This window comes from Salmonella sp. 2018103 (assembly GCF_026247685.1).
Classification (GTDB): Bacteria; Pseudomonadota; Gammaproteobacteria; order Enterobacterales; family Enterobacteriaceae; genus Salmonella; species Salmonella enterica.
In genome coordinates this window covers 899222-919319 of the sequence record NZ_CP111029.1, presented here as the reverse complement: position 1 = coordinate 919319, position 20098 = coordinate 899222, and the positions used below count along the sequence as shown (strand labels likewise).

General features: G+C 53.7%; 17 protein-coding genes. 9 read left to right on the top strand and 8 right to left on the bottom strand.

All coding sequences use genetic code 11. From position 1 onward, the window contains the following. Positions 1–10: 10 nt before the first annotated feature. The 6 genes from OLG56_RS04385 to syd form a co-directional block, all read right to left on the bottom strand. On the bottom strand, positions 11–1351 hold the full coding sequence (locus OLG56_RS04385; RefSeq protein WP_000211804.1) for an enolase C-terminal domain-like protein: 1341 nt from the start codon (positions 1349–1351) through the stop codon (positions 11–13). Further along, a complete protein-coding gene (gene gudP, locus OLG56_RS04380; RefSeq protein ID WP_000097015.1) occupies positions 1348–2706 on the bottom strand; it encodes a galactarate/glucarate/glycerate transporter GudP in 1359 nt (452 codons plus the stop codon). The genes OLG56_RS04385 and gudP overlap by 4 nt, the downstream gene beginning before the upstream one ends. Positions 2707–3187: 481 nt before the next feature. After that, entirely contained in the window at positions 3188–3637 is a 450-nt protein-coding gene (locus OLG56_RS04375; RefSeq protein WP_000807739.1) for a flavodoxin, read from the bottom strand. A gap of 18 nt (positions 3638–3655) precedes the next feature. Continuing rightward, entirely contained in the window at positions 3656–4438 is a 783-nt protein-coding gene (gene truC, locus OLG56_RS04370; protein WP_000890032.1) for a tRNA pseudouridine(65) synthase TruC, read from the bottom strand. Continuing rightward, entirely contained in the window at positions 4438–4767 is a 330-nt protein-coding gene (locus OLG56_RS04365; protein ID WP_000207010.1) for a YqcC family protein, read from the bottom strand. Before OLG56_RS04365 ends, truC begins: the two co-directional genes overlap by 1 nt. Before the next feature lie 611 nt (positions 4768–5378). Next, positions 5379–5924 (bottom strand): SecY-interacting protein, encoded by a 546-nt coding sequence (gene syd / locus OLG56_RS04360; RefSeq protein WP_000343990.1) that lies wholly within the window; start codon positions 5922–5924, stop codon positions 5379–5381. 68 nt (positions 5925–5992) lie between these two features. Between syd and queF the strand changes: the two genes are divergently transcribed. The 5 genes from queF to xni all read left to right on the top strand — a co-directional run bounded on the left by queF (position 5993) and on the right by xni (position 12524). Further along, on the top strand, positions 5993–6841 hold the full coding sequence (queF, locus tag OLG56_RS04355) for an NADPH-dependent 7-cyano-7-deazaguanine reductase QueF (protein WP_000100465.1): 849 nt from the start codon (positions 5993–5995) through the stop codon (positions 6839–6841). A gap of 113 nt (positions 6842–6954) precedes the next feature. Further along, on the top strand, positions 6955–8319 hold the full coding sequence (gene ppnN, locus OLG56_RS04350) for a nucleotide 5'-monophosphate nucleosidase PpnN (protein WP_000627973.1): 1365 nt from the start codon (positions 6955–6957) through the stop codon (positions 8317–8319). Positions 8320–8883: 564 nt separating this feature from the next. After that, positions 8884–10173 (top strand): HAAAP family serine/threonine permease SdaC, encoded by a 1290-nt coding sequence (sdaC, locus tag OLG56_RS04345; RefSeq protein WP_000450462.1) that lies wholly within the window; start codon positions 8884–8886, stop codon positions 10171–10173. 58 nt (positions 10174–10231) lie between these two features. Next, complete coding sequence (gene sdaB, locus OLG56_RS04340) at positions 10232–11599, top strand: L-serine ammonia-lyase II (RefSeq protein ID WP_000626384.1); 1368 nt, start codon at positions 10232–10234, stop codon at positions 11597–11599. Positions 11600–11768: 169 nt separating this feature from the next. Beyond that, on the top strand, positions 11769–12524 hold the full coding sequence (xni, locus tag OLG56_RS04335) for a flap endonuclease Xni (protein WP_001530269.1): 756 nt from the start codon (positions 11769–11771) through the stop codon (positions 12522–12524). Positions 12525–12615: 91 nt separating this feature from the next. On the opposite strand, the gene fucO is transcribed toward xni, so the two are convergent. Further along, entirely contained in the window at positions 12616–13764 is a 1149-nt protein-coding gene (fucO, locus tag OLG56_RS04330) for a lactaldehyde reductase (protein WP_000013562.1), read from the bottom strand. Between the two features lie 16 nt (positions 13765–13780). Continuing rightward, positions 13781–14428 carry an L-fuculose-phosphate aldolase gene (gene fucA, locus OLG56_RS04325; protein WP_000440819.1) on the bottom strand — a complete coding sequence of 216 codons (648 nt, stop codon included), beginning with the start codon at positions 14426–14428 and terminating at the stop codon, positions 13781–13783. Positions 14429–14983: 555 nt separating this feature from the next. Here fucA and fucP point away from each other — a divergent pair. The 4 genes from fucP to fucU all read left to right on the top strand — a co-directional run bounded on the left by fucP (position 14984) and on the right by fucU (position 20050). After that, a complete protein-coding gene (fucP, locus tag OLG56_RS04320; RefSeq protein ID WP_000528622.1) occupies positions 14984–16300 on the top strand; it encodes an L-fucose:H+ symporter permease in 1317 nt (438 codons plus the stop codon). A gap of 31 nt (positions 16301–16331) precedes the next feature. Continuing rightward, complete coding sequence (gene fucI, locus OLG56_RS04315; RefSeq protein ID WP_000724126.1) at positions 16332–18107, top strand: L-fucose isomerase; 1776 nt, start codon at positions 16332–16334, stop codon at positions 18105–18107. A 100-nt stretch (positions 18108–18207) separates the two neighbouring features. Next, the gene (gene fucK, locus OLG56_RS04310) at positions 18208–19626 is read left to right on the top strand and encodes an L-fuculokinase (protein WP_000806791.1); all 1419 of its coding nucleotides are present in this window, start codon (positions 18208–18210) and stop codon (positions 19624–19626) included. A 1-nt stretch (position 19627) separates the two neighbouring features. Further along, a complete protein-coding gene (gene fucU / locus OLG56_RS04305) occupies positions 19628–20050 on the top strand; it encodes an L-fucose mutarotase (protein ID WP_000920848.1) in 423 nt (140 codons plus the stop codon). Positions 20051–20098 lie beyond the last annotated feature (48 nt).

Genomic DNA, 20098 nt, shown 5'->3' with positions numbered 1-20098 from the left:
TTATTCAGAATTAGTGACGACCAAAAACAGGGCGTTTGCGGTCAAAAGTCCAGCCGGGGATCAGGTATTGCATCGGGCCTGCATCATTACGCGCGCCGCCTGGCAGCGTTTTATACGCGTCATGCGCTTTTCGCACCTGTTCCCAGTCAAGCTCCACGCCCAGTCCTGGCGCATCCGGAACGGCAATTTTGCCGTTTTTAATTTCCAGCGGATTTTTAGTCAGGCGGCAATCGCCCTCCTGCCAGATCCAGTGCGTATCAATAGCGGTGGGTTTGCCTGGCGCCGCCGCGCCGACATGGGTAAACATCGCCAGTGAAATATCAAAATGGTTATTCGAATGGCAGCCCCAGGTTAGCCCCCAGTCATCGCACAGTTGCGCCACGCGAACGGCGCCGGTGAGAGTCCAGAAATGCGGGTCGGCAAGAGGAATGTCTACCGCATTGAGCATCGCCGCGTGTCCCATTTCACGCCAGTTGGTGGCAATCATATTGGTCGCTACCGGCAGTCCTGTAGCACGGCGGAACTCCGCCATGACTTCACGACCAGAGAATCCTTGCTCCGCGCCGCACGGATCTTCCGCGTAGGTCAGTACATCATTCAGCCCTTTGCACAACGCAATGGCTTCATCCAGTAGCCAGGCGCCGTTCGGATCCACGGTAATACGCGCGTCCGGGAAGCGTTTTTTTAGCGCGCGAACGGTATCAATCTCTTGTTCGCCCGGCAGCACGCCGCCCTTGAGTTTAAAATCTTTAAAACCGTAGCGATCCTGAGACGCTTCCGCCAGCCGCACGACCGCGTCGCTGTTCAGCGCTTCCTGATGGCGCAGACGGTACCATTCATGACTGCCCGGCGTGCTTTCCAGATACGGCAGATCGGTTTTAGTACGATCGCCAATATAGAAGAGATAGCCTAACACGGTGACGGCATCGCGCTGTTTACCGGGTCCTAACAGTTCACAGACCGGCACATTAAGCGCCTGTCCCAGTAGATCAAGCAGCGCCGCTTCCAAAGCCGCCACCGCGTTAACCCGCAGTTCAAACGTCCATGCGCCTTTACCAAAGGTGTCAAAATCAGCGGCCTGGTTGCCTTTATGCACCTGCTGCACCACTTTGTTCAGGCGGGCGACTTCCTGGCCTAATACCATCGGAATAGCATCGACCAGCGTCTGATAAATCACTTCTCCGCCCGGCGCCTCGCCGACGCCAGTATGCCCGGCGTTATCGGTGAGGACGACGATGTTACGGGTGAAGTACGCGTTATGCGCGCCGCCGATGTTGAGTAGCATACTGTCATGTCCGGCAACCGGAATGACCTTCATGTCCGTAATCACGGGACTGGATTGCGTTGTCATGATAATTGTCCTGCGACAGGTTTCAGTTCAATACGCTTAATATCGCCTACCAGCACCAGATAGCTGATGATGGCCACCAGGGCATGTACGCCGACATAGATCAACGCGCCGTTGAAGGAACCGGTGGTGCCAACGATGTAACCAATCGCGATTGGCGTCACAATACCGGAAATATTGCCGAACATATTAAACAAGCCGCCGGAAAGACCGCTGATCTCTTTCGGCGCGGTATCCGCCATTACTGCCCAGCCCAACGCGCCGATACCTTTACCGAAGAAGGCCAACGCCATAAAGCCGATGATCATCCATTCCACGTTCACATAGTTACAGAACACCATAACCATTGACAGCAACATCCCCAGCACAATCGGCGTCTTGCGCGCGATATTCAGGGAGCCAGTACGACGCATCAACCAGTCGGAAATGATGCCGCCCAACACGCCGCCGATAAAGCCGCAGACCGCAGGAACCGAGGCGACAAAGCCCGCTTTGAGAATCGACATGCCGCGCGCCTGGACCAAATAGACCGGGAACCAAGTAATAAAGAAATAGGTCAATGCGTTAATACAGTACTGACCGATGTAAACGCCAATCATCATACGAGAGCCCAGCAGCTGTTTGATCTGGCCCCATTTGACGCTAAACGGTACTTTCGCTTTGGTGTCTTTCTGATCCATATTGATCAGCGCGCCGCCTTCTGCGATGTACTCCAACTCTTTCTTATTTACGCCCGGATGGTTATTTGGTTCATGGATAACTTTCAACCAGATAAAGCTGATGATGATCCCTAACCCGCCCATAAAGAAGAAGACATGCGACCAGCCCACTTCGTGCGTCAGCCAACCCATAATCGGCGCGAAAATAACCGTGGCAAAGTATTGCGCGGAGTTAAAGATGGCCACAGCCGTTCCCCTCTCCTGCGCCGGGAACCAGGCTGCAACGATGCGACTGTTGCCCGGGAAAGAAGGCGATTCCGCCAGACCAACCAGGAAACGAAGCGTAAAGAGGGCGACAATAATGCCGAAACCACTAAAGATATCGACAAAACCCTGCAACAGGGTGAAGACTGACCAAATGAAAATAGACCAGAAATAGACGCGTTTGGAACCAAAGCGGTCCAGCAGCCAGCCGCCCGGGATCTGCCCGATAACATAGGCCCATGAAAAAGCAGAAAAAACATAGCCCATGCCTACCGGATCAAGGCCGATATCTTTGGCCATTTCTGAGCCGGCAATGGACAATGTGGCGCGGTCGCCGTAGTTGAAGGATGTGACGATAAACAGCATCACCACTATCCAGTAGCGGGCGTTCGTGCGTTTCTCCGCACTACTCGCCGCGTGACTTAATGAACTCATTGTTGCACTCCTGAAATTTCGCGTTAGCTACGCTCACTCTGAACTGCACAACCGGTAGGGAATCAGAGATAACGTTTCCTTGTTGCAGCTTTTATTAGGTCGTTTGCTTTGCACGCTGCATGCTTTTATTCACTGGCAGGAGAAGTATAAAAAGCGCGCCACACACACTCACCGTGCAACAACACAGTATTTTGGCGATGAATTACGCCTGTTTATGGCAAAAGCCCAGGACAGTGGAAGCCACTTCACGGAAATGAAATCAGAAGGCGTCAGGCGTCGACGCAGGAGGAATAAAAAGAGAAGAATGTGAAACAGGTCGCTTGATTACATGAAAACGCCCGTAAAAAACTGCCGCTTTTGCGGGCATATGCCCAAAGCTAACACGATTCAGTTACTTTACACTGTGTACAGGTCGTGATTTTGCTTACTGGCAACGCAAGCAAACGAAAAGGTACCCTCCCGTAGGGGGGAGGGATTTACCTCAGGAAAGTAAAGTTCCCCAGTTTTCAACCCAGGGATTGGATTGGCTCTCCGGCTCCGGATGTTCGCTGGCGTCAATGAATAACATCTCCCCCACCCGCTGCGCGCTTTGCTCCTGCAACAGGGCATCAAACTGTTTGCCGCCATTACAGAAATTGGGGTAGCTGCTATCACCTAGCGCAATCACCCCGTAACGCAGGTTTGGTTGAAAACCGACTGTATCTTTAATGCCGTGAAAGAGCGGCGCAATGCTATCCGGTAGATCGCCCTGCCCGGTCGTCGAGGTAACGACCAGCGCAACCTTATCCTGATATTGCTGCCAGTCGGACAGTTCAGGATCTTCAAACACGGTCGCGCTGTGGCCCTGTCTGGCGAGGATCGCTTCCGCTTCTTCCGCCACCAGCAGTGAGTTGCCATACATGGTCCCGACAAAAATACCAATTTCCGCCATTATGCGTATCTCCCTGAATTATGCCTGATGAGTCTCATCCTGCCGGGACGCCGCCGTAAACTCAACCCTTTCATTGTCAGGGAGAAGTCCACGCCAGCCAAACTGTGTCAGCGCCTGCATCCAGGTTTCATCCAACCCGGCCTGAATCATCAACGGCTGTCCGGTGAAGGGGTGCGTCAGTTCAAGCCGACTGGCATGAAGCATCAGGCGACGACAGGCAAAATGCTCTGCGGCGCTGCGGTTTTGTCGCAAATCGCCATGCTTGCTGTCGCCGATGATAGGATGACGCAGATGCGCCAGATGACGACGAAGCTGGTGCTTGCGTCCCGTTTTTGGTTCCAGCTCAACCAGACCATAACGCGTGGTGGGATAACGTCCGGTCGGCACCGCCATTTCGACCGTCGCCAGTCCGCGATACTGCGTTACAGCCGGCTGGGGCGCTTTATCCTCGCGGGCGAATTTATCAGCAATTTTATCGCGCTCTTCCACCAGCGGATAATCCAGTACTGCGTCATCCATCAGCCAGCCGCGCACAATGGCATGGTAGCGTTTACGGATGTGGTGCTGCTCGAACTGCTGCGCCAGACGGCGTCCCGCTTCGCTGGACAGCCCCATTAACAGTACGCCCGACGTGGGTCTGTCGAGACGGTGGGCGGTAAAAACATGATGGCCGATTTGGTCGCGCACCGTTTGCATGACCACGACTTTTTCGTCGCGATCCAGCCAGCTCCGGTGAACAAGCCAGCCTGCGGGTTTATTCACGGCAACCAGCCACTGGTCTTGATAGAGGATCTCCAGCATCAGGATTTATCGCGGACGAATAGCGCATCCAGATCCTGCAAAACCGCCAGGATCGCCTCCCGCTGCGGATGATCCGCCGCCAGCGCCATTTCATAATAAGGGGCGACGGCAAACGCCTCGGGCAGTGGTTGCGCATTATCAAGTAGGGTATGCATACGAGGGATCAATACCCATTGCAGCCATTCCAGCGGTTCCATGGTATCCATAAAAAATGGTTGGGTGCTGGTAAACAGGTGCGCCTGCGGCGCATCCAGCCGCCAGTGGCGATGCTCGCGCAGCAGCGTTTCAAGCGCATGTAACTGCTGACGCACACGGTCATGAGTCGTCATGTTAAAAACCTCAATGATGAAAATCTGGCGCGAAGAATAACAAAAAAAAGGGAGCACTGTATAAACAGTGCTCCCGGTTCGTTTCGCAGCATTCCAGCTACTTTTCGTGCTCCCTGCTCATCCGTGACAACTTTTCCTGTGACCTTACGGCCTGTTCATCCTGAACGTTTGCATCCTGCGCACATCGCCCGATGTGATAGCTTCTTCCTGAAGCGTCCCTGGTCATCCAGACCCGCCGAACATCCTGATCGGCTCTCGTTCTCCGTCCTGGAGGTGTCCTTTAACGCATCCTGCGCTTTCCACTTTGCTTCATCCTGAAGCCTTTCCTTGTAACACCATCCTGGCGTGTCCTGCTGAAGCGTCATCATCCTGACGTTCGCTTCGTTGTACGACTCCCTGTCGACGAAGATAGAATCGCCTGTTTCACCTTGTCTTACAAGACACCTACAGACAATACCTTAAGTAAATTTTCATATGAAAGTGCGCAAAAACATTTTAACAGGTTGTTTTATATAGACTTACATAAGAAAACGGGACTCAGTATCCGCTGATATCCTGGCGATCTCCTACAGACTTTGTAAGAGATCTCTCACACCTGTTAGGGCAAACGATTACAGAAGAGGATTAAGTTGCGTAAGGAATTCCGCAAGCGTTGCGGCAAGAACGGTACGATTGCGGGTGCCCAGCGTTTCTTTAATCACCTCGCCGGACAGATTACAGACCGAAATGACCTCAAGTTCATTTTCCTGCGTCGCAATAAAAAGCGTGGGAGGAAGCTTGAGCCGCTTTTGCGTGACCAGGTGGCCTATCAGATTTTCCTGCACGCGCCGAAAGTCATCCTGACTCCAGGTTTGCAGTAGCGTAAGCTTTTCATCCGCGAACTGCGCGGGCATGTCGCCAGCAAACTGCGTGGTGTAAAACGCGTGGAGCGCAGGTTGTACCATAATATCGAAGGCGCGTTCAACCGCGTTTACATTTTCTTCGCCTTCAAAAGGTTGCGGCTGCCAGTAAACGGCATCGCGGGTTGAAGAAATAATGCACGGAGAAGGTACGCCATACAGTTCTTCGCTCAACGGCCAGCTACCGTGTTTTTCTTGCCACGCGTCGCAGTAACGCGTCGTAAAGGCTTTCAATGCCTGCGCTGTCAGTTCGTCCACCAGTTTCTCTCTTCATAAAAGCCAGGATACACTTGGCGCATAGTGTATCTGGTTTATGACGGTGAAACATGTCTTCTTATGAAAACCATCAGGCTCTCGATGGCCTGACTCTCGGAAAATCAACGGATTACCGGGACAATTATGACGCCAGCCTGCTGCAGGGCGTACCGCGCAGTTTGAATCGCGACCCGCTCGGATTAACAGCCGATAATTTGCCGTTCCACGGCGCGGATATCTGGACGTTGTATGAACTTTCCTGGCTTAACAGCCGTGGTCTTCCGCAGGTCGCCGTCGGGCATGTCGAACTGGATTACACCAGCGTTAATTTAATCGAATCCAAAAGCTTTAAACTGTATCTGAACAGCTTTAACCAGACGCGCTTTGACACCTGGGAGACGGTGCGCCAGACGCTGGAGCGCGATCTGCGCGCCTGCGCGCAGGGCAACGTTAGCGTGAGGCTTCATCGTCTTGATGAGCTGGAAGGACAGCCTGTCGCCCATTTCCACGGCACCTGTATTGACGATCAGGATATCAGTATCGACAACTACCAGTTTACTACCGACTATCTGCAACATGCGGTCAGCGGCGAGAAGCAAGTAGAGGAGACGCTGGTCAGTCATCTGCTGAAATCCAACTGCCTGATCACCCACCAACCGGACTGGGGCTCAATACAAATTCAGTATCGCGGGCGCAAAATCGACAGGGAAAAACTGCTGCGTTATCTGGTCTCCTTCCGTCACCATAATGAATTTCACGAGCAGTGCGTAGAGCGTATTTTTAATGACATTCTGCGCTTCTGTCAGCCGGAAACGTTAAGCGTTTATGCGCGCTATACCCGCCGCGGCGGGCTGGACATTAATCCCTGGCGCAGCAATGCCGATTTTGTGCCCGCCACGGGCAGGCTGGCGCGTCAGTAATCTTTTTTGTCAATTTTGCGTGCCGGATTGCGCATGTAAGGTTGTGAAAGGTCATCAGCCAGGGCTATTGTAATCAACAGGGAATGGCGTGTTGCGTCCCATAAGGAGTTTACTTGATTACACATATTAGCCCGCTTGGCTCAATGGATATGTTGTCGCAACTGGAAGTGGACATGCTGAAACGCACGGCCAGTAGCGACCTGTATCAACTGTTTCGTAACTGTTCACTTGCCGTTCTTAACTCCGGCAGCCTGACCGACAACAGCAAAGAGCTGCTGTCCCGCTTTGAAAATTTCGATATTAACGTGCTGCGCCGCGAGCGCGGCGTGAAGCTGGAATTGATTAATCCGCCTGAAGACGCCTTTGTTGACGGGCGGATTATTCGTGCGCTACAGGCTAACCTGTTCGCGGTGCTGCGCGACATTCTCTTTGTGAATGGGCAGATCCATAATGCCGGTCGTTTCCAGCATCTGGATCTTGAAAGCTCAACACATATCACCAATCTGGTGTTCTCCATTTTGCGCAACGCCCGGGCGCTGCACGTCGGCGAAGCGCCAAACATGGTGGTATGCTGGGGCGGCCACTCAATTAACGAAAACGAGTACCTGTATGCCCGTCGCGTCGGCACACAGTTGGGATTACGCGAGCTGAACATCTGCACCGGCTGCGGCCCTGGGGCGATGGAAGCCCCCATGAAGGGCGCGGCGGTCGGTCACGCGCAGCAGCGTTATAAAGACAGCCGCTTTATCGGCATGACTGAACCTTCCATTATTGCGGCTGAACCGCCTAACCCGCTGGTGAACGAACTGATCATCATGCCGGATATCGAAAAACGCCTGGAAGCGTTCGTCCGTATCGCACACGGTATCATCATCTTCCCGGGCGGCGTGGGTACGGCGGAAGAGCTGCTTTATTTGCTGGGGATTCTGATGAATCCAGCCAATAAAAATCAGGTGCTGCCGCTGATCCTGACCGGACCAAAAGAGAGCGCCGATTACTTCCGCGTGCTGGATGAGTTTATTACCCATACGCTGGGCGAAGCGGCCCGCCGTCATTACCGCATCATCATTGACGATGCGGCGGAGGTAGCGCGGCTGATGAAGAAAGCGATGCCGCAAGTGAAAGAGAATCGCCGCGATACCGGCGACGCCTATAGTTTTAACTGGTCGATGCGTATTGCACCGGATCTGCAGGTGCCGTTTGAGCCGTCGCATGAGAATATGGCCAACCTGAAACTGTACCCGGATCAGCCGGTTGAAATTCTGGCGGCGGATCTGCGGCGCGCCTTCTCCGGTATTGTCGCGGGGAACGTGAAGGAGGTCGGGATACGCGCCATTGAAGCTAATGGTCCGTATAAAATCCACGGCGATCGAGAGATGATGCGTCGCATGGACGATCTGCTGCAGGGATTCGTCGCGCAGCATCGTATGAAATTGCCAGGTTCCGCCTACATCCCCTGTTACGAGATCTGCGCTTAGCGCTTATGCCCGGTTGCCGCCAGCAGCCGGGCGCTTCTCCCATTCCTTTCATTGCGGTATGGCGATTAACGTATGCCTTCATTTTTTATGATGTTCATCAGAGGCATAGCCCGCATTGTTTTATAAACACCATTTATAATTCACCATAAATAGATTGCCAGGCAAACGTTTACCTCACTCCTCTTACCGTGATTTATCGGTCCAAACTCTTATTCTTCGCCAGAATCCACTAAAAACCTTGATTTTTATAGTCAAACCTCCGTATCTTGCGCCCCAATCTTTCCGGCCTTATATCGTTAATGGTAGCCTTCGCGCCCGGAAATTCGTTATGACGTTTTTTTAATAGATTAATGGTCCAAATTTATCCATGTAAGAAGCGGATTATTGCATTTGAGATCGGGATCACTGATAGATTCATCACTTAAATGTATCTTTCCGCCCGAAAATTATTACGGCGAAAAATTATATAAAAAGCGTCCCTAAGCAGATTTCATTTTACGATCAGGTCTTTTTTCATTGGATTAGACCAGCAACCTGATTTTTAGCATCCTCCAGGAGAAATAGATGGAAACCACTCAGACCAGCACGATTGCTTCGATTGACTCTCGAAGCGCATGGCGCAAAACGGATACCATGTGGATGCTGGGCCTTTACGGCACGGCAATCGGCGCGGGCGTTCTGTTCCTGCCGATCAACGCAGGCGTCGGCGGCATGATTCCGCTCATCATCATGGCGATTCTCGCTTTCCCGATGACCTTTTTCGCACACCGTGGTTTAACCCGCTTCGTGCTGTCCGGTAAAAACCCGGGTGAAGACATCACTGAAGTCGTTGAGGAACACTTCGGTATCGGCGCAGGTAAACTGATTACCCTGCTCTACTTCTTCGCGATTTACCCCATCCTGCTGGTTTACAGCGTGGCGATTACTAATACCGTGGAAAGCTTCCTGACCCACCAGTTAGCGATTAATCCGCCGCCGCGGGCGATTCTTTCCCTGATCCTGATTGTTGGCATGATGACCATCGTGCGCTTCGGCGAGCAAATGATCGTTAAGGCGATGAGTATCCTGGTATTCCCGTTCGTCGCTGCGCTGATGCTGCTGGCCTTGTACCTGATCCCGCAGTGGAACGGCGCGGCGCTGGAAACGCTGTCCTTTGATTCCGCCGCGTCTACCGGTAACGGTCTGTGGATGACGCTGTGGCTGGCGATTCCGGTGATGGTTTTCTCTTTCAACCACTCCCCGATCATCTCCTCCTTCGCGGTTGCGAAGCGTGAAGAGTACGGTGAAGGCGCTGAGAAGAAATGTTCTAAAATTCTGGCCTTCGCCCACATCATGATGGTGCTAACCGTGATGTTCTTCGTCTTCAGCTGCGTGCTGAGCCTGACGCCGGCAGATCTGGCGGCAGCAAAAGAGCAGAACATCTCTATTCTGTCTTACCTGGCGAACCACTTTAACGCGCCGATCATCGCCTGGATGGCGCCGATCATTGCGATGATTGCTATCACCAAATCCTTCCTCGGCCACTACCTGGGCGCGCGTGAAGGCTTTAACGGTATGGTGATTAAATCGCTGCGTGGTAAAGGTAAATCCATCGAAATCAACAAACTGAATAAAATTACCGCGCTGTTCATGCTGGTCACCACCTGGATTGTGGCGACGCTGAACCCCAGCATCCTGGGCATGATTGAAACCCTGGGCGGCCCGATCATCGCGATGATTCTGTTCCTGATGCCGATGTATGCCATCCAGAAAGTACCGGCAATGCGTAAGTACAGCGGTCATATCAGCAACGTATTCGTTGTGATTATGGGCCTGATTGCCATCTCCGCTATTTTCTACTCACTGTTCAGCTAAGTCCTTTAGCGCCGCTTACCGCGGCGCTTCTCTATGATACAACCGCAATGGATGCCCTATGATTAGCGTATTCGATATTTTTAAAATCGGCATTGGCCCTTCCAGTTCTCACACCGTCGGACCAATGAAAGCAGGCAAGCAGTTCACGGATGATCTGATTGCCCGCCATATCCTTACAGATGTCACCCGCGTCGTGGTGGATGTCTACGGCTCTCTGTCATTGACGGGTAAAGGCCACCATACTGATATCGCCATTATTATGGGCCTGGCGGGGAATCTGCCGGACACCGTCGATATCGACGCCATTCCGTCCTTTATCCAGGATGTGAACACCCATGGGCGTTTACTACTGGCCAATGGGCAGCATGAAGTCGAATTTCCGGTCGATAAGTGCATGAATTTCCACGCCGACAACCTGTCTCTGCATGAAAACGGGATGCGTATTACCGCGCTGGCGGGCGATAAGGTGCTCTACAGCCAAACCTACTACTCCATTGGCGGCGGCTTTATCGTCGATGAAGAGCACTTTGGTTTGACGAATAGCGAACCTGTTAACGTGCCGTACCCTTACAAAACCGCCGCGGATTTACAGCGCCACTGCCAGGAGACGGGTCTGTCGCTCTCCGGTCTGATGATGCAAAACGAACTGGCCCTGCACAGTAAAGAAGCGCTGGAGCAGCACTTCGCCAGGGTCTGGGAGGTAATGCGCAGCGGTATCGAGCGCGGTATCACCACCGAGGGCGTATTGCCGGGCAAACTGCGCGTTCCGCGTCGCGCGGCGGCGCTGCGTCGGGTGCTGGTCAGTCAGGATAAGACCACCACCGATCCGATGGCGGTCGTCGACTGGATCAATATGTTCGCGCTGGCGGTGAACGAAGAGAATGCCGCAGGCGGACGAGTAGTCACTGCGCCGACTAACGGCGCATGTGGTATTGTTCCGGCGGTGCTGGCGTACTATGACAAGTTTATCCGCGAAGTAAATGCTAACTCACTTGCTCGCTATATGCTGGTCGCCAGCGCGATTGGCTCGCTGTATAAGATGAACGCCTCTATTTCCGGCGCCGAAGTGGGTTGTCAGGGAGAGGTCGGCGTGGCCTGTTCCATGGCGGCAGCGGGTCTGGCCGAGCTGCTGGGCGGTAGTCCGGCGCAGGTGTGTATCGCCGCAGAAATCGCCATGGAGCATAATCTGGGGTTAACTTGCGATCCGGTTGCCGGTCAGGTCCAGGTTCCCTGCATTGAGCGTAACGCGATTGCTTCAGTCAAAGCGGTCAACGCCGCGCGTATGGCGCTGCGCCGTACCAGCGAACCGCGTGTATGCCTCGATAAAGTGATTGAGACCATGTACGAAACCGGTAAAGACATGAACGCTAAGTACCGCGAAACTTCGCGCGGCGGCCTGGCGATGAAGATCGTTACCTGCGATTAATTCTCAGCACATTTTAGGATCTGTAGGCCGGATAAGGCGCTCGCCGCCATCCGGCTTTGTTGCCTGATGTCGCTTCGCTTATCAGGCCTACGGATAGCGCTATTTCGCAATGCTCGCCTCCCCCCGCCGTGAATGTTACCCTACGCGCAGGTTTGTAAGGGAGAACACCGTGGCTGCTCATCTGCTTATCGTCGACGCGCTCAATTTGATTCGCCGTATTCACGCCGTTCAGGGATCGCCCTGTGTGGAAACCTGCCAACACGCGCTCGATCAATTGATTATCCACAGCCAGCCAACCCATGCCGTAGCGGTATTTGATGACGACGCGCGCAGCAGCGGCTGGCGTCATCAGCGTTTGCCGGACTACAAAGCAGGACGTCCGCCGATGCCTGACGATTTACATAATGAAATGCCCGCCCTACGCGCCGCGTTTGAACAGCGCGGCGTACGCTGTTGGGCATCAGATGGTAATGAAGCGGACGATCTGGCGGCGACGCTGGCGCTAAAAGTTACCGAAGCCGGACACCAGGCAACCATTGTGTCAACCGATAAAGGCTATTGCCAGTTGCTCTCTCCGGGATTGCGCATTCGCGACTACTTCCAGAAACGCTGGCTGGACGCGCCGTTTATTGAAAAAGAGTTTGGCGTACTTCCCCGACAGTTGCCGGATTACTGGGGTCTGGCAGGAATCAGCAGTTCGAAAGTCCCCGGCGTTGCCGGTATCGGCCCCAAAAGCGCGACCCAGCTATTGATTCAGTTTCAAAATCTGGAGGGAATTTACGCCCATCTGGACGAGGTGCCGGAAAAGTGGCGCAAAAAGCTTGAGATGCATAAAGAAATGGCATTTCTCTGCCGCGATATTGCACGTCTGCAAACCGATTTACATATCGACGGAAACTTACAGCAGCTACGGCTGGCGCGGTAGTTTTGTTGCCGGATGGCGGCGTGAACGCCTTATCCTGCCTACAGGACTGCACGAAATGTAGAGCGGATAAGCGCAGCGCCATCCGGCAAAATTACCAGGCGATATGATACAGTTCGACAATGTCCGCCAGACTCGCTTCACGCGGATTGCCGCCCGTACAGACATCATCGAACGCCGCCTGCGCCAGCGCCGGGATATCCTCTTTTCGAACGCCGACATCACGCAAATGCAGCGGAATTCCCACATCGCGATTTAACGCAAATACAGCTTCCACTGCGGCATTACGCGCCTCTTCAAGGCTCAATCCTTCTACCTTCACCCCCATCGCCCGGGCGATATCACGGAATTTCTCGTTGGTAGACCCGGCATTGAAACGCATCACATGCGGAAGCAAAATAGCATTCGCGACGCCGTGCGGCGTGTTGTAAAACGCGCCCAGCGGATGCGCCATCCCATGCACCAGTCCCAGCCCCACATTGGAAAACCCCATCCCGGCAACGTATTGCCCCAACGCCATCGCCTCACCGGCCTCTTTTTCTCCGGCTACGGCGCCGCGTAGCGCGCCAGCAATAATCTCAATGGCTTTGATATGTAATGCATCCGTCAGCGCCCATGCGGCCCGGGTAATATAGCCTTCAATAGCATGGGTTAGCGCATCCACGCCCGTTGCCGCTTTCAGCGCGGGCGGCATACCGTCCATCATATCGGCATCGATAAATGCCGCCTGCGGAATATCATGTGGATCGACACAAACGAATTTGCGCCGTTTCTCTTCATCGGTAATCACATAATTGATAGTGACTTCCGCCGCGGTTCCCGCCGTTGTCGGGATCGCCATAATCGGCACGCTGGGTTTACGGGTCGGCGATAGCCCTTCCAGACTGCGCACATCGGCAAATTCCGGATTGTTACTGATAATACCGATCGCTTTGCAGGTATCCTGCGGAGAACCGCCGCCAATGGCGATGAGATAGTCCGCGCCGCTTTGGGTAAAGACCTTAAGCCCTTCCTGGACAACGGAAATCGTAGGATTAGGGATCACGCCCGCATAGATTTCCCACGCCAGCCCTGCGGCATCCATTCTGCTTGTCACTTTATCGACCACACCGCATTGCACCAGCGTTTTATCGGTAACAATCAGCGCTTTATGATAACCGCGGCGCGTTACCTCATCGGTTAATGCGTCCACCGCTCCCCGGCCAAACCATGCCGTTTCATTCAGAATCATTCTGTTCGCCATCGCCTGTCTCCTGACATCACTCTTCAATACGTAATCCGTAAGTTTTAAATTTCTCCAGTACGATAGCGATCGCCTCGTCATCCAGTACCGGTACCGGATCGACAATGGCCAGCGTACTTAAATAGAGCTGCGCCAGCACTTCCACTTCATGCGCCAGCCACAACGCTTTGTCTAAATTTTCTTCACAAGCGATAAGCCCGTGATGCTGTAACAGCGTCGCTTTACGATTTTTAAGCGCCACGGCAACATGGTCAGAAAGTTCGCGGGTGCCAAAAGTGGCGTAGGGCGCGCAGGGAATAGAGTTTCCTCCTGCGGCGGCAATCATGTAGTGAATTGCCGGAATCGGGCGATTCAGGATCGAGACTGCCGTACAATGGACAGCGTGGTTATGTACCACGGCATTGGCGTCAGGGCGCGTCTGGTATGCCGCCATATGAAAACGCCACTCGCTGGAAGGCAGCTTGCCCTGCTCATGCTGACCGTCAGCATCAATAAAGACAATGTGCGACTCTGTCAGCTTCTCGTAGGGGATCCCCGTCGGCGTAATCAGCAATCCGCCCTGATAACGTACGCTCACGTTACCTGCCGTCCCCTGATTTAACCCTAACCGCGTCATTTCCAGACAGGTATCAATAATCTGCCGCGCCAGTCTATTTCGTTCCATTATTTACCTCTCTCTGTGATTCAAAATGAGACAACAAAACCGTCTTTCGCATCGCGCTGCTGTCCTGTTGAAATAATCGAATAGTTAGCAACTATCATCATACTGAATAAAGAGAAGGGAATTTAAATAACGATATTTTGTGATTCACATCAATTAATTCGCCACGATAAACCAGACGACTACCGTTTCTCTCGCCGATAAATGCCCGCTCTTAATAATATTTTTTAAAACGGGCAAAGATGAAGAATAAGTTACTACTGCCCGTTTTCGTGGCAATAATTTAATTCGGGCATTCAGTCTGTGGTTTTTTAAATTAAACATCTCAAACGGTCATTTTTTTATGAAAATTAAAGTGATGATAATCACAGAACGCTCTGCTCTCAGGTATAAATGTGACCGCCATCATATTAAAAGGCCTTTTTTATTTGAAAATGAATCCATGAGTTCATTCCGGACGCCAATTTATTACCGGTAAGAAAAGCGAACTCACCTAATTTTACGGTCTGGTGACCAGAACCGACCGCACGCAAAAGCTTCTGAACCGATGAGGATGCTATGGGAAACACAACAATACAAACGCAGAGTTTTCGTGCTGTGGATGCAGAGCAAAGCAAGAGCAAGCGCTACATTATTCCATTCGCCTTACTTTGCTCGCTATTTTTTCTGTGGGCCGTCGCCAATAATCTGAATGACATTTTACTACCGCAGTTTCAACAAGCTTTTACGCTAACTAACTTTCAGGCCGGACTTATTCAGTCAGCCTTTTATTTCGGTTATTTCGTCATTCCAATTCCTGCTGGGATTTTGATGAAAAAACTCAGTTATAAAGCAGGAATTATCACCGGGCTTTTTTTGTATGCTGTTGGCGCCGCATTATTCTGGCCTGCCGCCGAGATAATGAATTACACATTATTTTTAATTGGCCTGTTTATCATCGCCGCCGGTTTAGGCTGTCTTGAAACTGCAGCCAACCCTTTTGTTACGGTATTAGGTCCAGAAAGCGGCGGACATTTCCGGCTTAATCTGGCGCAAACTTTTAACTCCTTTGGCGCTATTATCGCCGTTGTGTTTGGGCAAAGCCTTATTTTGTCTAACGTGCCGCATCAATCGCAAGAAGCGCTTGATAAAATGACGCCGGATCAGCTTAGCGCCTATAAACACAGCCTGGTGTTATCGGTACAAACGCCATACATGATTATCGTCGCCATCGTATTAGTAGTTGCGCTGCTGATTATGCTGACCAAATTTCCGGCCCTGCAAAGTGACGATCATAGCGATGCTAAACAAAGCTCTTTCTTATCTTCTCTCTCCCGACTCATCCGTATCCGCCACTGGCGCTGGGCGGTGCTGGCGCAGTTCTGCTACGTGGGGGCGCAAACCGCCTGCTGGAGCTATCTGATCCGCTACGCCATTGAGGAGATCCCTGGAATGACGCCCGGTTTCGCCGCCAATTACCTGACCGGCACGATGGTGTGCTTCTTTATCGGCCGTTTCACCGGGACCTGGCTTATCAGCCGCTTCGCGCCGCATAAAGTGCTGGCCGCCTACGCCCTGTTTGCCATGCTCCTGTGTCTGATTTCCGCCTTTAGCGGCGGACATATCGGCCTGCTGGCGCTGACGTTGTGTAGCGCATTTATGTCAATCCAGTACCCGACCATCTTCTCGCTGGGTATCAAAAATCTGGGACAGGACACTAAGTACGGCTCGTCTTTTATCGTCATGACCATCATTGGCGGCGGTATTGTCACGCCAGTAATGGGCTTCGTTAGCGACGCCGCAGGCAAAATCCCGACCGCCGAACTGGTTCCGGCATTGTGCTTTGCCGTCATCTTCATTTTTGCCCGTTTCCGTTCACAAGCGGCGACAAACTGAACATTTATCCGAATAACGTGAGGAATCTGTCATGAAAAAAATCAGCTTACCGAAAATCGGTATCCGCCCGGTGATTGATGGACGTCGTATGGGCGTACGCGAGTCGCTCGAAGAGCAAACCATGAACATGGCGAAAGCGACGGCGGCGCTCATCACCGAGAAAATCCGCCACGCCTGCGGGGCACAGGTGGAGTGCGTCATTGCGGATACCTGTATTGCCGGAATGGCGGAATCCGCCGCCTGTGAAGAAAAATTCAGTAGCCAGAACGTGGGCGTGACCATTACCGTTACGCCGTGCTGGTGCTATGGCAGCGAAACCATTGATATGGACCCGATGCGTCCGAAAGCCATCTGGGGCTTTAACGGCACAGAGCGTCCTGGGGCGGTTTACCTTGCCGCGGCGCTGGCGGCGCACAGCCAGAAAGGCATTCCGGCGTTCTCCATTTATGGCCATGACGTGCAGGATGCCGACGATACCTCCATTCCCGCCGACGTCGAAGAAAAACTGCTGCGTTTTGCGCGGGCAGGGTTAGCGGTTGCCAGTATGAAAGGCAAAAGCTACCTCTCCGTCGGCGGCGTGTCGATGGGGATCGCGGGTTCCATTGTCGATCATAACTTCTTCGAATCCTGGCTGGGCATGAAGGTGCAAGCGGTAGATATGACCGAACTGCGCCGCCGTATCGATCAAAAAATTTATGATGAGGCCGAACTGGAGATGGCGCTGGCGTGGGCGGATAAAAACTTCCGCTACGGCGAAGATCAGAATGCCTCGCAGTATAAGCGCAATGAAGCCCAGAACCGCGCGGTGCTAAAAGAGAGCCTGCTGATGGCGATGTGTATTCGCGATATGATGCAGGGCAACAAGACGCTGGCGGACAAAGGGTTAGTTGAAGAATCGCTGGGCTACAACGCCATTGCCGCCGGCTTCCAGGGCCAGCGCCACTGGACCGATCAATACCCGAACGGCGATACCGCCGAAGCGCTGCTCAATAGCTCTTTTGACTGGAACGGCGTACGCGAACCGTTTGTCGTCGCCACCGAAAATGACAGTCTGAACGGCGTAGCGATGCTGTTTGGCCATCAACTCACTGGTACCGCGCAGATATTCGCCGACGTACGAACCTACTGGTCGCCGGAAGCCGTAGAACGCGTCACCGGCCAGGCGCTCAGCGGCCTGGCGGAACACGGCATTATTCACCTGATTAACTCCGGTTCTGCCGCTCTGGACGGTGCCTGTAAACAGCGCGACAGCGAAGGCAAGCCGACCATGAAACCACACTGGGAAATCAGCCAACAAGAGGCGGATGCGTGTCTGGCGGCCACTGAATGGTGCCCGGCGATTCACGAATACTTCCGCGGCGGCGGCTACTCATCCCGTTTCCTGACCGAAGGCGGCGTGCCATTCACCATGACCCGCGTGAATATCATCAAAGGCCTGGGACCAGTACTGCAAATCGCCGAGGGCTGGAGCGTCGAACTGCCGAAAGCGATGCACGATCAGCTTGATGCCCGCACCAACTCTACCTGGCCTACCACCTGGTTTGCGCCGCGTCTTACCGGCAAAGGCCCGTTTACCGATGTCTATTCGGTGATGGCGAACTGGGGCGCTAACCACGGCGTACTCACCATCGGCCATGTAGGGGCGGACTTTATTACTCTCGCCGCGATGCTGCGTATCCCGGTATGTATGCACAACGTGGAGGAGGCGAAGATCTACCGTCCTTCCGCCTGGGCGGCTCACGGTATGGATATCGAAGGCCAGGATTATCGCGCCTGCCAAAATTATGGCCCGCTGTATAAACGTTAATGCGGCTTAGCCCGGTGGCGCAGGCTTACCGGGCCTACGGGCGCGTGAACCGTAGGCCGGATAAGCGTAGCGCCATCGGGCGGCGTTTATGGAGTTATCTATGAAACAAGACGTTATCCTGGTTCTCGACTGCGGTGCGACTAACGTTCGGGCGATCGCCGTTGATCGCCAGGGGAAAATTGTCGCCCGCGCCTCAACCGCTAACGCCAGCGACATTGCCGCAGAAAATAGCGCCTGGCATCAGTGGTCGCTGGACGCCATCCTGCAACGTTTCGCCGACTGCTGCAGGTCACTCTCCAGCGCCCTGTCGGAGTGTGTTGTTCGCGGTATTACGGTGACTACGTTCGGCGTCGATGGCGCGCTGGTCGATGCGCAGGGTAAGCTGCTCTACCCGGTCATCAGTTGGAAATGCCCGCGAACCGCTGCCGTGATGGAAACGATTGGGCGCTTTATCTCGCCCCGGCAATTGCAGACGCTCTCCGGCGTCGGCGCGTTCAGCTTTAACACGCTGTACAAACTGGTCTGGCTTAAAGAGAATCATCCGCGCCTGCTGGAACAAGCTCACTGCTGGCTGTTTATCTCGTCGCTGATTAACCACCGTCTGACCGGCGAGTTTACGACCGATATCACTATGGCAGGCACCAGCCAGCTACTGGATATCCATCAGCGCGACTTTAGTCCGGAAATCCTGCAGGCGACGGGCCTGGCGCGCCGCCTGTTCCCGCGTATCGTGGAAGCGGGCGCCCAGATAGGCACGCTACAGACAGACGCGGCCAGGCTACTCGGTCTCCCGGCGGGTGTGCCGGTGATCTCTGCCGGACACGATACTCAGTTCGCGTTATTCGGCGCTGGCGCGCAGCAAGGTGAACCGGTGCTCTCCTCAGGAACATGGGAGATTCTGATGGTGCGCAGCGGTCAGGTGGATACCTCGCTGCTCAGCCAGTATCCAGGCTCGACCTGTGAACTGGACAGTCAGTCGGGGCTTTATAACCCCGGAATGCAGTGGCTGGCCTCCGGCGTACTCGAATGGGTACGAAAACTGCTGTGGACGCCGGAAACGCCATGGCAAACGCTGATCGACGAAGCGCGCGCTATTCCCGCTGGCGCGGAAGGCGTGCGGATGCAGTGCGATCTGCTCGCCTGCCAAAATGCAGGCTGGCAGGGCGTGACGCTCAATACCACCCGCGGCCATTTCTATCGCGCCGCGCTGGAAGGCCTGACGGCGCAACTTCAGCGTAATCTGCGCACGCTGGAGAAAATCGGCCATTTTAACGCCACAGAACTGTTACTGGTTGGCGGCGGCAGTCGCAACGCTTTATGGAATCAAATTAAAGCGAATCAGCTTGATATCCCTATCAAAGTGCTGGACGACGCGGAAACCACCGTGGCCGGCGCTGCCATGTTTGGCTGGTACGGCGTAGGCGAATTTAATAGCCCGGAACAGGCGCGTGCGCAGGTCAATTATCAGTATCGCTATTTCTGGCCGCAAACCGAACCTGAAATTATTGAGGGAGTATGAAATGCTAAAAACCATTTCACCGTTAATTTCCCCGACACTGCTCAAAGTGCTGGCCGAGATGGGCCACGGGGACGAAATCATTTTTTCCGACGCTCACTTTCCCGCGCATAGCCTGGGCCCGCAGGTGATTCGCGCCGATGGTCTTAGCGTCAGCGATCTACTGCGGGCAATTATTCCGCTCTTTGAGCTGGATAGCTACGCCCCGCCGCTGGTGATGATGGCCGCCGTGGAAGGCGACACGCTCGATCCCAGCGTTGAAGCGCGCTATCGCGATGCCTTGTCATTAGAAGCGCCGTGCCCGGATATCGTTCGTATCGACCGCTATGCGTTTTATGAGCGGGCGCAAAAAGCGTTTGCGATCGTTATCACAGGTGAGTGCGCGAAGTACGGAAATATTCTTTTAAAAAAAGGGGTAACGCCGTAATCTCTTGCCGGTGCGCCCGCATGACGCGGGCGTTCATCGAATGATGGG

What these genes read in the sequence shown, in the direction of transcription:
- OLG56_RS04385 (WP_000211804.1), bottom strand. Translation starts at nt 1,351, where the DNA reads ATGACAACGCAATCCAGTCCCGTGATTACGGACATGAAGGTCATTCCG.
- gudP (WP_000097015.1), bottom strand. Translation starts at nt 2,706, where the DNA reads ATGAGTTCATTAAGTCACGCGGCGAGTAGTGCGGAGAAACGCACGAAC.
- OLG56_RS04375 (WP_000807739.1), bottom strand. Translation starts at nt 3,637, where the DNA reads ATGGCGGAAATTGGTATTTTTGTCGGGACCATGTATGGCAACTCACTG.
- truC (WP_000890032.1), bottom strand. Translation starts at nt 4,438, where the DNA reads ATGCTGGAGATCCTCTATCAAGACCAGTGGCTGGTTGCCGTGAATAAA.
- OLG56_RS04365 (WP_000207010.1), bottom strand. Translation starts at nt 4,767, where the DNA reads ATGACGACTCATGACCGTGTGCGTCAGCAGTTACATGCGCTTGAAACG.
- queF (WP_000100465.1), top strand. Translation starts at nt 5,993, where the DNA reads ATGTCTTCTTATGAAAACCATCAGGCTCTCGATGGCCTGACTCTCGGA.
- sdaC (WP_000450462.1), top strand. Translation starts at nt 8,884, where the DNA reads ATGGAAACCACTCAGACCAGCACGATTGCTTCGATTGACTCTCGAAGC.
- sdaB (WP_000626384.1), top strand. Translation starts at nt 10,232, where the DNA reads ATGATTAGCGTATTCGATATTTTTAAAATCGGCATTGGCCCTTCCAGT.
- fucO (WP_000013562.1), bottom strand. Translation starts at nt 13,764, where the DNA reads ATGGCGAACAGAATGATTCTGAATGAAACGGCATGGTTTGGCCGGGGA.
- fucA (WP_000440819.1), bottom strand. Translation starts at nt 14,428, where the DNA reads ATGGAACGAAATAGACTGGCGCGGCAGATTATTGATACCTGTCTGGAA.
- fucP (WP_000528622.1), top strand. Translation starts at nt 14,984, where the DNA reads ATGGGAAACACAACAATACAAACGCAGAGTTTTCGTGCTGTGGATGCA.
- fucI (WP_000724126.1), top strand. Translation starts at nt 16,332, where the DNA reads ATGAAAAAAATCAGCTTACCGAAAATCGGTATCCGCCCGGTGATTGAT.
- fucK (WP_000806791.1), top strand. Translation starts at nt 18,208, where the DNA reads ATGAAACAAGACGTTATCCTGGTTCTCGACTGCGGTGCGACTAACGTT.
- fucU (WP_000920848.1), top strand. Translation starts at nt 19,628, where the DNA reads ATGCTAAAAACCATTTCACCGTTAATTTCCCCGACACTGCTCAAAGTG.